Consider the following 13713-nt stretch of genomic DNA (forward strand, 5'->3'; position numbering starts at 1 on the left):
CATCTGCTATTAGAGAGATACCTGCATTCTAGCGAACCCGTAAGCTGCCGTCTTGCGCAAATGAAAAATTGCATTGGTTTCGCTTAAATATAAGAATGTAAAACATATCGCGGCATGTCTGAATACAATATCTGCCGCCAGTAAGAGGAATAGTTATGCATTATCAACCTAAAAACGACCTGCTCAATAATCGCACTATCCTGGTGACGGGAGCAGGTGATGGTATTGGTCGCGAAGCGGCCCTGACTTATGCCCGTTTTGGTGCTCGTTTAGTGTTAGTTGGCCGAACGGAAAGTAAATTGATTGCTGTACAGCAACAGATAGCTGAGGCTCAAGGGTTACCAGCGTTAGCACTGCCACTTGACCTATTACATGCAACAGAACAAGATTGCCAGCAGTTAGCAGGAACCCTAAGCCAGCATGTTTCTCATCTGGACGGTGTGTTACATAATGCCGGTTTATTAGGCGATATCGCCCCAATGGCGGAGCAGAATATTGCCCTCTGGCAAGAGGTGATGCAAGTGAATGTAAATGCGACATTTATGCTTACTCAAGCGCTTTTGCCTCTGCTATTGAAATCCCACAGCGCCTCTCTGGTCTTCACCAGCTCTAGCGTTGGTCGCCAGGGCCGTTCTGGCTGGGGGGCTTATGCAGTATCCAAATTTGCCACTGAAGGCATGATGCAAGTGCTTGCAGAAGAATATAAACACAGCAATCTGCGGGTTAATTGTATTAATCCGGGGGGAACCCGGACTCAGATGCGGGCGTCCGCCTTCCCTGACGAAGATGCGGCTAAGTTAAAAACGCCTGCTGATATTATGCCGCTGTATCTTTATCTTATGAGTGATGATAGCCGCAGAAAAACCGGTATCAGTTTCGATGCACAACCCGGCCGCAAACCCGGCCCCGCCGAATAAAGGAACATGTTATGTCTGAAGAACGCCACCAGCAGCGCCAACAAAAAATAAAAGAAAAGGTTGAATCACGGGTTGCGGCAGCGCAAGAAACACGCGGCATCATGATTGTTTTTACCGGTAACGGCAAAGGCAAGACCACCGCCGCTTTTGGTACGGTGACCCGGGCGGTCGGGCATGGCCTGAAAGCGGGAGTGATTCAGTTTATTAAAGGTGAATGGCCTAACGGTGAGAAAAACCTGTTGCAACAACATGGGGTTGAATTTCAGGTTATGGCGACCGGTTTTACCTGGAATACGCAGAATAGAGAAACCGATACCGCCGCCTGCCAAGGTGTGTGGCAACACGGGTTGCTAATGTTGGCAGACCCAAGCCTGGATTTAGTGGTGCTGGATGAGCTGACTTATATGGTCGCCTATGACTATCTGCCACTTGATGAGGTTATCACAGCACTCAAGCAGCGCCCGGCCCATCAAACTGTGATTATTACTGGCCGTGGCTGCCACCGCGACTTGTTAGAAATGGCCGATACCGTCAGTGAATTACGCCCGGTCAAACATGCTTTTGATGCCGGAGTTAAAGCACAGCAAGGTATTGACTGGTAATTCGCAGTATTCATGCAAATCAATAAGGTGCCGCAGAGGTAATATCTGCGGCATTTTCGCTAGATAGATAAATAGAGACACGCTAGTTTTTTATACTTTAGGAAGGAAAAGGATATCTGAGGAAGTGGGATGATGTGAATGCATAAAATGAATGAGGGGGAGAAAAGGATCCCCCCCTTAGATGAATTACCCGCGCTTGTTCGATCCGCGACGAGCTGCCGTTGCTGCTGGCGCTGCATTACCCGCATTTTGACGAGTAGAACTTTTACGAGCAGAACCTTGACGGCCCGCGACCTGGCGGCCAGCGACTTCAGTGTGGCGTTTAACCGCACGACGGATTTGATTGGCTTTAACCCGGCGTCTGTCTTTCTCTACAGGCAATTTACTGACTGTTTCAGAATTCAATTCGACCAACTCACGCAGGTAGTTGGTTGCCTTTAGATCCAATTCGGTCCAACCGCCGCGTGGCAGCCCCTTCGGCAAATTAATATCACCATAACGCACACGAATCAGACGACTAACCTGCACGCCAACAGCTTCCCACAAGCGGCGAACTTCACGGTTGCGCCCTTCGGTTAACGTAACGTTATACCACTGGTTAATCCCCTCTCCGCCTTGGAAGCTAATGGTGCGAAAAGCTGCCGGACCATCGTCCAACTGCACGCCACGGCTGAGTTGTTTGATTTTCTCGTCATCGATTTGACCAAACACCCGCACGGCATATTCGCGCTCGACTTCACGGCTTGGATGCATCAGACGGTTGGCAAGTTCACCATCAGTGGTGAACAATAATAAACCTGACGTATTCACGTCCAGACGACCTACTGCCACCCAACGCGAACCGCGCAGTTTTGGCAAACGATCGAATACCGTTGGGCGACCTTCGGGATCGTTACGCGTACAGAGTTCACCTTCCGGCTTGTAATATGCCAAAACACGGCAAACAGCCTCTTCAGATTCTTTAATAGAAAGAAGATGACCATCGAGGCGAATTTTGGTGGCCTGAGTGACTTCAACACGATCACCCAGTGTTGATATTTTGCCATCAACACTGACGCGGCCTTGTTGGATAATGGTTTCGATTTCCCGACGCGAGCCATGACCGGCCCGTGCCAAGATTTTCTGTAATTTTTCACCCACAATTTTATCGCCCTGTGGTTTAGGGCTTTGTGGCTTTGAGTTTGGTAATTTTTGGTTTTCTGACTTCTCGCTCATTGAGCAACCTCTAATGTCGCCTTCACAGGCGTCGAGTTATATATTGTAATCAATAAGTTAAGCTCACAATCAAGCAAAACTCACTGATTGTAATACATTTTGGAACACAGCATGGCGCACTAAAAAGGGTGCAGGCGGCTTCACACGCTGGTTCGTGACCCGACATATTACACTAATTTCACACTCAAGGATTCAAAAAGTGTCTGCCCCCCTTTTCACTTGCCCAAAGGTGCACGGGGCCAAGACTGAATTTCGGTTATACCGTATCCAACATCCCAGATATAAAGATATTTAGCGGAACGGCGTGGCGTCCCCCGCTCCTTCACGAATAACTTCAGGAGAAGAATCCGTCAGGTCAATAACGGTAGTAGGCTGTTGCCCTAATGAACCACCATGAATAATTAAATCCACTTGCTTGCCGAGATGGTCTTTGATCTCTTCTGGATCGGACTCAGCAAAGTCATTACCCGGTAGCATCAATGTCGTTGACATCAATGGCTCACCTAATACATCCAGCAACGCCAGCGCAATAGGGTTAGATGGCACACGTAAACCAATAGTTTTACGTTTGTCATTCATCAAACGCCGAGGAACTTCTTTCGTCGCCTTCAATATAAAGGTGTAGTTGCCAGGGGTATTATTTTTGATCAGCCGAAACGCCGAATTATCAACATATGCATAGGTCGATAACTCAGACAAATCACGGCATACCAGTGTGAAGTTATGATTACCATCTAATTGGCGGATGCGACAGATACGTTCCATTGCCGCTTTATCTTCTAAACGGCAGCCAAGGGCATAACCAGAATCTGTCGGATAAACCACCACCCCGCCCTTGCGTAACACATCAACACTTTGGTTGATCAGTCGCGGCTGAGGGTTTTCCGGGTGTATATAAAAAAATTGACTCATGACACTACCTCATCATTCAACATATACGTTAGCTGGCTCTACAGGCCAATCACGCCATACCGGTTCCACCCCAGCGGGGAGCCACAATTTGCGGCCCAATTCAATCCAGGCGCAAGGCTGATGGAAATCAGATCCCTGGGATGCAAGTAAATTATAGTCGCGCGCGTACTGCGCAAGCTGCGCTCGTTCATGGGGAGCCTGCTGGCACTGAGCAACTTCCATCGCATCTCCGCCATGCTCAGCAAAATGGGCTAATAAACGTTTCAACCATTTGGCGGTTAAATCGTAACGACCAGGGTGCGCCAAAACCGCTTGCCCACCAGATTGCTTAATGGCTTCAATGGCTTGTTCTATTGTACACCATTGCGCTGGGACATAACCGGTCTTGCCTTTGGCTAAATACTTTTTAAAAACCTGCCCGACATTACTCGCTAACCCCAACTCCACCAGATAACGGGCGAAATGCCCACGGGTTACCTGGCCGCCCCCCGCCAAGCGGTTCGCACCTTCCCAAGCCCCAGGAATACGTGCTTTTGCCAGACGCGCACTTATCTCTTGCGCTCGAAGATGGCGATAGTTGGACTGCTCACTCAATAATTTGCAGATACTGGCATGCTGGGTATCAATGCCCAACCCCACAATATGAATCTCGTGGTTTTCCCATAATGTGGAAATTTCCACCCCGGCAATAAGCTGCAATGCCAATTGTTGCTGGGCAATGGTGGTAGCCGCTTCTGCCAGCCCTGCGGTGGTATCGTGATCAGTAATAGCCAACACCCCCACCCGCATTTGCGCCGCTCTTATTACCAGCGCTGAGGGAGTCAATAAACCGTCCGACGCAGTGGTATGGCTATGCAAATCATAAAGTGTAAAGGCCGTTGATGTGGCAGCAGCATCCTTATCAGCAGGGATGGTGCTATCAATCAAAACAGGTTTATTTATCAAAACGGTCTTATTAATCAAAACAAAAGTCCGAAAAAACGTGGCTGGCTATCATACCCGTTAATAAGACGCTAACGTTAATCAAACTTGACCGCACTCAGCCACCTGGATTGAATTAAAGTGTAATAGGTAACCATACAGACTTTGTTAGAAAACAATCAATCAAGGGTTGACATTCATCTCGCGAACTAGTTAACTAGTACGCAAGTTCACAAGGCACTTAAGCATCTAAGTAAGCAGCAAGCGAACGTAGCTAACACCCCTACGGCTTCAAGGACTAGGGGGATAAACTGAATGCAATCATAGAGAGTAGTGACTGATAATGAAAACTTCCCTGATTTCCTTACTGCGTTGGTGGCACATCTCCCTCTCTCGGGCGGTGTAATCACGCATATCAGTCACCAGACAATGCAGATTGCTTCAGCCCGCTAATAGCGGGCTTTTTTATGGACAGATTTCAGCGTAATCCCTTTTCAGGAAAGATAAATGATGCAAACTTCGCGCCCCACATTACAGTTACTGAGCGCTCAGGCGTGTTACCGCGATGACCCAACCGCGCTGTTTCACCAACTCTGCGGCGCGCGGCCTGCCACTTTGCTGCTTGAATCAGCAGAAGTGACCAGCAAGCAGAATCTAAAAAGTCTGCTGATTATTGATAGCGCGCTGCGTATCACTGCCCTTGAGCAGAAAGTCACGATCGAAGCGCTCAGTCGCAATGGCGCATCTTTATTACCGTTACTAGATGCCGCCTTACCGCCGCAAGTAGAGATTCAAGTACGCCCGAATGGCCGTGAGTTAACTTTCCCTGTCATTAATGAAGTGCAAGATGAAGACTCACGCTTACAGTCATTATCGGTTTTTGATGCGCTACGCCTGCTACTAAAACTGGTTGATGCCCCAGAGTCTGAGCGGGAAGCCGTCTTCATTGGCGGTCTGTTTGCTTACGATTTGGTGGCAGGTTTTGAGAATCTCCCCCCGCTGCGCCATGACCAACGTTGCCCGGATTTCTGCTTCTATTTAGCCGAAACCTTGTTGATATTGGATCATCAGCATCGTTCAACGCAGCTACAAGCCAGTCTGTTCACCACCGACGAGGGCGAGCATTCACGCCTGACCCAGCGTTTAGAGCAAATTAGCCACCAGCTACAGCAAGCGCCGCAACCGATCCCGGCCAAGTCAGTGCCTGAAATGGAGTTACAGTGTAACCAGTCTGACGAAGAGTACGGCGCAGTCGTAGCCCAATTGCAGTTGGCTATCCGGGAAGGCGAAATTTTCCAGGTTGTGCCTTCACGCCGTTTCTCACTGCCTTGCCCATCGCCACTGGCCGCATACCAAACACTAAAAGATCATAATCCCAGCCCGTATATGTTCTTTATGCAGGATAACGAATTCGCCCTGTTTGGTGCTTCGCCAGAAAGTGCGCTGAAATATGATGCCACCAACCGCCAGATTGAGATTTACCCGATTGCCGGTACGCGACCGCGTGGCCGCCGTGCCAATGGTGAATTGGATCGCGATTTAGATAGCCGTATTGAGCTGGAAATGCGCACTGACCATAAAGAACTGGCTGAACATCTGATGCTGGTGGATTTAGCGCGTAATGATTTGGCCCGTATTTGCGAACCGGGCAGCCGCTATGTAGCCGATTTAACTAAAGTTGACCGCTATTCCTTTGTGATGCATTTAGTCTCACGCGTTGTGGGCACACTGCGTCAGGATCTGGATGTACTGCATGCTTATCAAGCCTGTATGAATATGGGCACCCTGAGCGGCGCACCGAAAGTCCGCGCTATGCAATTGATTGCGGGCAGTGAGGGGTCGCGCCGGGGCAGTTACGGTGGCGCGGTGGGTTACTTTACCGCACACGGCGATTTGGACACCTGCATTGTGATCCGCTCGGCTTATGTCGAAGACGGTATCGCCACGGTGCAAGCGGGGGCGGGTGTGGTGATCGACTCTATTCCACAGGCCGAAGCCGATGAAACTCGCAATAAAGCACGTGCGGTACTGCGCGCGATTGCCACCGCACACCATGCCAGGGAGATCTTCTAATGGCTGATATCTTGCTGCTCGATAATATTGACTCCTTTACGTATAACCTGGTGGACCAATTACGCTCCAGTGGTCATCGGGTGGTGATTTACCGTAACCAAATCGCCGCTGACACCATTATCGCTCGCTTGCAACAACTCGAACAACCGGTGCTGATGCTCTCACCTGGCCCCGGCACACCGGCACTGGCGGGGTGTATGCCCGAATTATTGCAACGCTTACGCGGGCAGTTACCCATTATCGGTATTTGCCTTGGTCATCAGGCCATCATCGAAGCTTATGGCGGCCATGTTGGGCAAGCAGGAGAGATACTGCACGGCAAAGCCTCGGCCATTGAACACGATGGAAAAGGTATGTTTGCAGGCATGCCTAATCCGCTGCCGGTAGCCCGTTATCACTCATTAGTGGGCAGCAATATCCCAACAGAATTAACCGTTAACGCCCGTTTTGGTGAGATGGTTATGGCAGTTCGCCATGATGCACACCGCGTGTGTGGCTACCAATTCCACCCGGAATCTATTTTAACCACCCATGGTGCTCGTCTACTTGAGCAGACGCTGGACTGGGCGTTATGCCCGCCACATATGAAGCTGTAGCGGTGCTAGCTACATTCGTTACTCGCTGGCTGTCTCCCTGTAACACCATGTTCTTTGGGTAGGGTGTAATTAAGGACTATAAGATGCAAAATTTATTATTATCAAAAGAATTATTATTAGAAAAACTGTTTCAGGCTAAATCCCTGACCCAAGCTGAAAGCCAAATTCTGTTTAGCTCTATCGTGCGTGGCGAACTGGAAGCGAGCCAATTGGCGGCGGCGTTAATCAGTATGAAAGTACGCGGTGAAACACCCGCCGAAATAGCGGGCGCAGCACAAGCCTTATTGGCGGATGCACAACCCTTCCCGCGCCCGGATTACCTGTTCGCCGATATCGTTGGTACCGGGGGGGATGGTACTAACAGTATTAATATCTCTACTGCCAGCGCCTTTGTTGCCGCCAGTTGCGGCGTAAAAGTCGCCAAGCATGGCAATCGCAGTGTTTCCAGCCGTTCAGGTTCATCAGACTTGCTGGCCGCATTTGGTATTCGCCTGGACATGAGCGCGGAGCAATCGAGATTAGCATTGGATGAGTTAGGGGTTTGCTTCTTGTTTGCACCGCAGTATCACACTGGCTTTCGCCACGCGATGCCGGTTCGCCAACAGTTGAAGACCCGCACCCTGTTTAATGTGTTGGGGCCATTAATTAACCCGGCTCGCCCGCCGTTGGCGCTGATTGGTGTTTACAGCCCTGAGTTGGTATTACCTATCGCGCAAACCCTGCAAGTGTTGGGTTACCAACGTGCCGCAGTGGTGCACGGTGGCGGAATGGATGAAGTGGCAATTCATGCACCGACTCAGGTTGCTGAGCTGAATAACGGCAGCATCGAAAGCTATGAATTGGCACCGGAAGATTTTGGTCTGAACCGCTATCCACTTGGCGCGTTACAAGGCGGCGCACCGGAAGAAAACCGTGACATTTTAGCACGGTTGTTACAAGGTAAAGGTGAACCGGCACACGCCGCAGCCGTGGCGGCTAACGTGGCGTTATTGCTGAAGTTGCACGGTCAGGAAAACCTGCGCCATAACGCGCAGCAGGCATTGGAAATGATTCACAGCGGTCAGGCTTTTGATCGTGTTACCGCTCTGGCGGCGAGAGGATAAATCATGCAGGAAACTGGGCTTAATAAAACCGTGCTCCACAACATTGTGCACGATAAGGAAATCTGGGTTGCCGCGCGGAAATTGCAACAGCCTCTGGCTAGCTTTCAAAACGATATCACCCTGAGCCAGCGCGACTTTTATCACGCGCTGCAAGGCAGTAAGACCGTTTTTATCCTGGAATGTAAGAAAGCATCCCCGTCCAAAGGGGTTATTCGCGAAAACTTTAATCCGGCTGATATTGCGGCTGTGTATAAAAATTATGCGTCGGCCATCTCGGTATTAACCGATGAGAAGTACTTCCAAGGCAGCTTTGACTTCTTGCCACTCGTCAGCGCAGCCGTCACTCAGCCAGTGCTGTGTAAAGACTTTATTATCGACGCCTACCAGATTCAATTAGCGCGGTTTTATCAGGCAGACGCCATTTTACTGATGTTATCGGTGCTTGATGATGACCGTTATCGCCAACTGGCCGCCGTAGCACACAGCCTGAATATGGGGGTGTTGACCGAGGCCAGTAACGCTAAAGAGCTGGATCGTGCTATTGCATTGGGTGCCAAAGTGGTCGGTATTAATAATCGGGATCTGCGCGACTTGTCGATAAGCCTTGATCGCACCCGCGAACTGGCTCCACGGCTACCAAAAGGTGTCACGGTCATTAGTGAATCGGGCATTAACAATTACCAACAGGTGCGTGAACTGAGCCATTTTGCCAATGGGTTCCTGATTGGCAGTGCGTTGATGTCTGAACCTGATCTCAACGCTGCCGTGCGCCGCGTGTTATTGGGTGAAAATAAAGTCTGCGGTCTGACCCGCGCTCAAGACGCCGCGGCGGCTTATCACGCAGGTGCCGTCTATGGTGGCTTGATCTTTGTTGGCAGTTCGCCGCGTTATGTCGATATTGCCAAAGCACGTACTGTTATTAGCGGAGCACCATTGAAGTATGTCGGGGTATTCCGTGATGCCAAAATTGAAACTGTGCAGCAAACAGCCGAGCGCCTGTCGCTAACAGCAGTGCAATTGCATGGGCAAGAGGATCAGAGCTATATCAATCAACTGCGGGCGATACTGCCGGCCAGTTGCCAAATTTGGCGGGCGCTGCGTGTTGACGATGCCGTGCCGCAACGCAACTTACAGCATGTCGAGCGTTATGTGTTGGACCACGGCAACGGTGGCACTGGTCAACGCTTTGACTGGTCATTATTGGCCGGACAACCACTGGATAATGTGCTGCTGGCGGGTGGGTTAAGTGCTGACAACTGTTGTGCAGCAGCCCAACAGGGTTGTGCCGGTCTTGATTTCAACTCCGGTGTAGAAAGTGCCCCCGGCATCAAAGATCCACAACTGATCGCCGCTGTTTTCCAGACGTTACGCGCTTACTGATGGATGATTTTGCTGGCTAACTTTATTCATGGACATACTTTAGTAACCCCATAGGACAGAAAAATGACCACACTTAATCCTTATTTTGGCGAGTTCGGTGGCATGTATGTGCCGCAGATTTTGATGCCAGCATTGAAGCAACTGGAAGAGGCTTTTGTCAGTGCTCAACTGGACCCTGAGTTCCAGGCAGCATTTCAAGATCTGTTAAAGAACTATGCTGGTCGCCCGACCGCACTAACCCTGTGTCAGAATTTGACCGCCGGGACAAAAACCAAGTTATATCTGAAACGTGAAGACCTGCTGCACGGCGGCGCGCACAAAACCAATCAGGTTTTGGGTCAGGCTTTATTGGCCAAACGCATGGGTAAAACCGAAATCATTGCGGAAACCGGCGCAGGTCAACATGGGGTGGCTTCAGCACTGGCTTGCGCCCTGCTCGGCTTGAAATGCCGTATTTATATGGGTGCCAAAGACATTGAGCGCCAGTCACCAAACGTGTTCCGTATGCGCCTGATGGGGGCTGAAGTGATCCCGGTGCACAGCGGTTCTTCCACCTTGAAAGATGCCTGTAATGAAGCACTGCGCGATTGGTCTGGCAGCTACGAAACCGCCCACTATATGTTGGGAACCGCAGCAGGCCCACACCCTTACCCGACTATCGTGCGTGAATTCCAACGGATGATCGGCGAAGAAACCAAAGCGCAGATGTTAGCCCGAGAAGGCCGCCTGCCGGATGCGGTACTGGCATGCGTAGGTGGTGGTTCGAATGCGATTGGTATGTTTGCTGATTTTATCGATGAGCCAGGTGTTGGTCTGATTGGCGTTGAACCGGCAGGGCTGGGTATTGAAACCGGCCAGCATGGCGCTCCGCTCAAGCACGGTAAAGTGGGTATCTACTTCGGTATGAAATCGCCGATGATGCAGACCAGTGACGGTCAAATCGAAGAGTCCTACTCTATTTCTGCCGGGTTAGACTTCCCATCCGTAGGGCCACAGCATGCCTATTTAAATAGTATTGGTCGTGCTGATTATGTTTCCGTTACCGATGACGAAGCATTAGATGCCTTTAAAGCACTGTCATGCAAAGAAGGGATTATTCCAGCGCTGGAATCCTCCCATGCCTTGGCTCATGCCTTAAAAATGATTAAAGCGTCGCCGGAAAAAGAACAGATATTGGTAGTGAATCTGTCCGGGCGCGGTGATAAAGACATTTTCACCGTTCACGATATTCTGAAAGCACGGGGAGAGATTTAATGGAGCGTTATCAGCAGCTTTTCAATCAGTTGGCAGCAAAAAAAGAAGGTGCATTTGTTCCCTTCGTACAGTTAGGTGATCCAACACCTGCTCTATCTTTAGACATTATTGATACATTAATTGCGGCGGGTGCAGATGCGTTGGAGTTAGGTATTCCATTCTCTGATCCGTTGGCTGATGGCCCAACCATTCAAAATGCAGCATTGCGTGCGTTTGCCGCTGGCGTGACGCCCGGTATCTGCTTTGAGATGCTGGCAGAAATCCGCAAAAAACACCCTACTATTCCCATTGGTCTACTGATGTATGCGAATCTGGTATTCCACAACGGAATTGATAGTTTCTACCAGCGTTGTGCTGCTGTCGGTGTCGATTCAGTGCTCATTGCTGACGTACCGTTTGAAGAGTCAGCCCCGTTCCGCGCAGCGGCACTGCGCCACGGCATCGCGCCTATCTTTATTTGCCCGCCAAATGCGGACGATGATTTACTGCGCGAGATAGCCTCTCATGGCCGTGGTTACACCTACTTACTGTCACGCGCAGGTGTCACTGGTGCTGAGAATCATGGCCACCTTCCGCTGAATCATCTGATTGATAAACTGCGTGAGTACCATGCCGCCCCAGCACTGCAAGGTTTTGGTATTTCAGAGCCGGAACAAGTGAAAACCAGCCTGGCAGCAGGTGCTGCCGGGGCAATTTCTGGCTCCGCAATTGTAAAAATCATTGAAAACAATGTCTCACAGCCCGCAGAGATGTTGGCCCAATTGTCCCGTTTTGTGACCGAAATGAAAGCGGCGACTCGTCGTTAATTTCACTATCAGCGCCTGATTGCTCGTTCAAATCAGGCGCTATATTCGCTCGAAATTCTCGCCTGCCACGCTATATATCTGCTGCAAATTTGAATAAACATCATTCATAACCAATAATTATGTAACACGTTAAGCATTTCTTTACATTTAGGATGCTATGAGTGATCAGTAACACGACGTTAATATGAATTAATTGCGCTTTCGACAAGTTATTTTTTTCGTCATGTTCAGTTAAGACATTGGTAAACATGGAGAGTAATTATGAAGCTTTTTAAGACCCTTTCAGCTTTGTGTATCGCAGTAATCATGGCCATGGCAGTAGCGGCCTGTGCACCAACCCCAAAATCAGAAGGCACCGGTGGCTACCTGGATGATACCGTGGTGACCACCAAGGTAAAATCGGCGTTGCTGGCTGAGAAGAATCTTAAATCTACTGAAGTCAGTGTTGAGACCTTTAAAGGGCGGGTCCAGTTAAGCGGCTTTGTTAGTTCGCGTCAGGATGCAAACCGTGCAGTACAGATCACCCGTACCGTACCAGGGGTGAAATCTGTTAGTGATAAGATGCAAATCAAATAATCCCCTTATCGGAGGCGCTTTGCGCGCCTCCTTTGCAGGCCCCCCCGCAATCACATCAGAGATTCCTCAAAAGGCATTGCCGTTGCAGGTAGGCGGCCAGCAAACGTTTCCCGATGAGCTGACTCAGGTCAGTGATTCGAGTAAATGAGCGCAGCCAACACCCCTGCAGTGGCAAGAGCGAAAGCTATTACCCAAAGTTATTGCCGTTGCAGGTAGGCGGCCAGCAAACGCATCCCGATGAGCTGACTCAGGTCAGTGATTCGGGTAAGTGAGCGCAGCCAACACCCCTGCAGTGGCAAGAGCGAAAGCTATTACCCAAAGTTATTGCCGTTGCAGGTAGGCGGCCAGCAAACGCATCCCGATGAGCTGACTCAGGTCAGTGATTCGGGTAAGTGAGCGCAGCCAACACCCCTGCAGTGGCAAGAGCGAAAGCTATTACCCAAAGTTATTGCCGTTGCAGGTAGGCGCCCAGCAAACGCATCCCGATGAGCTGACTCAGGTCAGTGATTCGGGTAAGTGAGCGCAGCCAACACCCCTGCAGCGGCAAGAGCGAAGGGTAATTAGAAACGATAGCCCGCGCCAAACATAAACACCCATGGATCAAGACGGGTATTGATACTATGTTCCTGACCATTTTGTTTAAATTTCACGTCAGTTTCGATATTTATCCACCAGACCGACATATTCAGCATCCAGTTTTCACTGACCATGTAGTCCATACCCGCTTGCCCGGCAATACCCCACGAATCTTTAACACTTAAATCCGTCAAACCGGCACCTTGCCCTGTGTTGTTGAATTTCTCATCAAAGAAGGTGGTGTAGTTCAGGCCGATACCCAGGTACGGGCGCAGTTTGTCTTGTTTATCGCGGAAATAGTATTGCGCCATTAAGGTTGGTGGCAATTGCTTAACTTCAGCAATAGTACCGGTTGCCTCCAGACCAATTTTATGGCGGAACGGTGTGGCTGCCAACAGTTCTACACCGATGTTATCAGTAACCAGATAGCTGAAAGTCAGGCCCAACTGAGTATTGTTATCCGCTTTGAAGGAACCGTAACCTAGTACATCATCAGACCCGGCATTTGGTCTGACAGTTGCTGTCCCTGCCCGGAAAATATAATCGCCTGCTTGATGCGCGCTTGCCGCAGTGGGAGCCAGAGCTGCTACAGCTAACAATGCCAAAGTGACTTTTTTCATTATCCATTCCATTTGTAGGTTTATTCGCGGACAAAATATACCCATAAATGAGTATTCATGATCCAATCGGGATCACATCTTTGGTAACAAATTAAATAAATCCTATTTTATGTAAGGTTATTTAATTCCTTAATAACGTTGAAATTGATCTGGATCATAAAA

Annotated in this window: 14 protein-coding genes and 1 other annotated feature; of the genes, 10 read left to right on the forward strand and 4 right to left on the reverse strand. The window is 49.8% G+C overall.

Features of this window, described 5'->3' with window-relative positions:
- Positions 1-155: 155 nt before the first annotated feature.
- Together EL015_RS11080 and cobO are read left to right on the forward strand one after the other, a co-directional pair.
- On the forward strand, positions 156-917 hold the full coding sequence (locus EL015_RS11080) for a YciK family oxidoreductase (protein WP_005191576.1): 762 nt from the start codon (positions 156-158) through the stop codon (positions 915-917).
- 11 nt (positions 918-928) lie between these two features.
- On the forward strand, positions 929-1519 hold the full coding sequence (gene cobO, locus EL015_RS11085; RefSeq protein ID WP_005191566.1) for a cob(I)yrinic acid a,c-diamide adenosyltransferase: 591 nt from the start codon (positions 929-931) through the stop codon (positions 1517-1519).
- 186 nt (positions 1520-1705) lie between these two features.
- On the opposite strand, the gene rluB is transcribed toward cobO, so the two are convergent.
- The 3 genes from rluB to rnm form a co-directional block, all read right to left on the reverse strand.
- Positions 1706-2659: a 23S rRNA pseudouridine(2605) synthase RluB gene (gene rluB / locus EL015_RS11090; protein ID WP_072103850.1), complete on the reverse strand. Its 954-nt coding sequence runs from the start codon at positions 2657-2659 to the stop codon at positions 1706-1708.
- Positions 2660-3025: 366 nt separating this feature from the next.
- Positions 3026-3646 carry an L-threonylcarbamoyladenylate synthase gene (locus EL015_RS11095; protein ID WP_005191561.1) on the reverse strand — a complete coding sequence of 207 codons (621 nt, stop codon included), beginning with the start codon at positions 3644-3646 and terminating at the stop codon, positions 3026-3028.
- A 12-nt stretch (positions 3647-3658) separates the two neighbouring features.
- The gene (rnm, locus tag EL015_RS11100) at positions 3659-4591 is read right to left on the reverse strand and encodes an RNase RNM (protein WP_407842439.1); all 933 of its coding nucleotides are present in this window, start codon (positions 4589-4591) and stop codon (positions 3659-3661) included.
- 319 nt (positions 4592-4910) lie between these two features.
- On the opposite strand from rnm, the gene trpL reads away from it, so the two are divergent.
- The 8 genes from trpL to EL015_RS11140 all read left to right on the forward strand — a co-directional run bounded on the left by trpL (position 4911) and on the right by EL015_RS11140 (position 12355).
- Complete coding sequence (gene trpL, locus EL015_RS11105; RefSeq protein ID WP_061512357.1) at positions 4911-4973, forward strand: trp operon leader peptide; 63 nt, start codon at positions 4911-4913, stop codon at positions 4971-4973.
- Positions 4935-5036, forward strand: a sequence feature (Trp leader region). It overlaps the preceding gene by 39 nt.
- 41 nt (positions 5037-5077) lie before the next feature.
- Positions 5078-6640: an anthranilate synthase component 1 gene (locus tag EL015_RS11110; protein ID WP_032907729.1), complete on the forward strand. Its 1563-nt coding sequence runs from the start codon at positions 5078-5080 to the stop codon at positions 6638-6640.
- Positions 6640-7236 carry a glutamine amidotransferase-related protein gene (locus tag EL015_RS11115; RefSeq protein ID WP_032907702.1) on the forward strand — a complete coding sequence of 199 codons (597 nt, stop codon included), beginning with the start codon at positions 6640-6642 and terminating at the stop codon, positions 7234-7236. The genes EL015_RS11110 and EL015_RS11115 overlap by 1 nt, the downstream gene beginning before the upstream one ends.
- 83 nt (positions 7237-7319) lie before the next feature.
- Positions 7320-8339 carry an anthranilate phosphoribosyltransferase gene (gene trpD, locus EL015_RS11120; RefSeq protein WP_005191553.1) on the forward strand — a complete coding sequence of 340 codons (1020 nt, stop codon included), beginning with the start codon at positions 7320-7322 and terminating at the stop codon, positions 8337-8339.
- Positions 8340-8342: 3 nt separating this feature from the next.
- A complete protein-coding gene (gene trpCF / locus EL015_RS11125; RefSeq protein ID WP_005191551.1) occupies positions 8343-9719 on the forward strand; it encodes a bifunctional indole-3-glycerol-phosphate synthase TrpC/phosphoribosylanthranilate isomerase TrpF in 1377 nt (458 codons plus the stop codon).
- Positions 9720-9782: 63 nt separating this feature from the next.
- Positions 9783-10973 carry a tryptophan synthase subunit beta gene (gene trpB, locus EL015_RS11130; RefSeq protein ID WP_005191549.1) on the forward strand — a complete coding sequence of 397 codons (1191 nt, stop codon included), beginning with the start codon at positions 9783-9785 and terminating at the stop codon, positions 10971-10973.
- Positions 10973-11779 (forward strand): tryptophan synthase subunit alpha, encoded by an 807-nt coding sequence (gene trpA / locus EL015_RS11135; RefSeq protein WP_032907700.1) that lies wholly within the window; start codon positions 10973-10975, stop codon positions 11777-11779. Before trpB ends, trpA begins: the two co-directional genes overlap by 1 nt.
- A 261-nt stretch (positions 11780-12040) precedes the next feature.
- Positions 12041-12355 carry a BON domain-containing protein gene (locus EL015_RS11140; RefSeq protein WP_032907699.1) on the forward strand — a complete coding sequence of 105 codons (315 nt, stop codon included), beginning with the start codon at positions 12041-12043 and terminating at the stop codon, positions 12353-12355.
- A gap of 560 nt (positions 12356-12915) precedes the next feature.
- Here EL015_RS11140 and ompW read toward each other — a convergent pair.
- Positions 12916-13551: an outer membrane protein OmpW gene (ompW, locus tag EL015_RS11145; protein ID WP_032907887.1), complete on the reverse strand. Its 636-nt coding sequence runs from the start codon at positions 13549-13551 to the stop codon at positions 12916-12918.
- Between the last annotated feature and the right edge of the window lie 162 nt (positions 13552-13713).

Source organism: Yersinia intermedia (assembly GCF_900635455.1).
Lineage (GTDB): Bacteria > Pseudomonadota > Gammaproteobacteria > Enterobacterales > Enterobacteriaceae > Yersinia > Yersinia intermedia.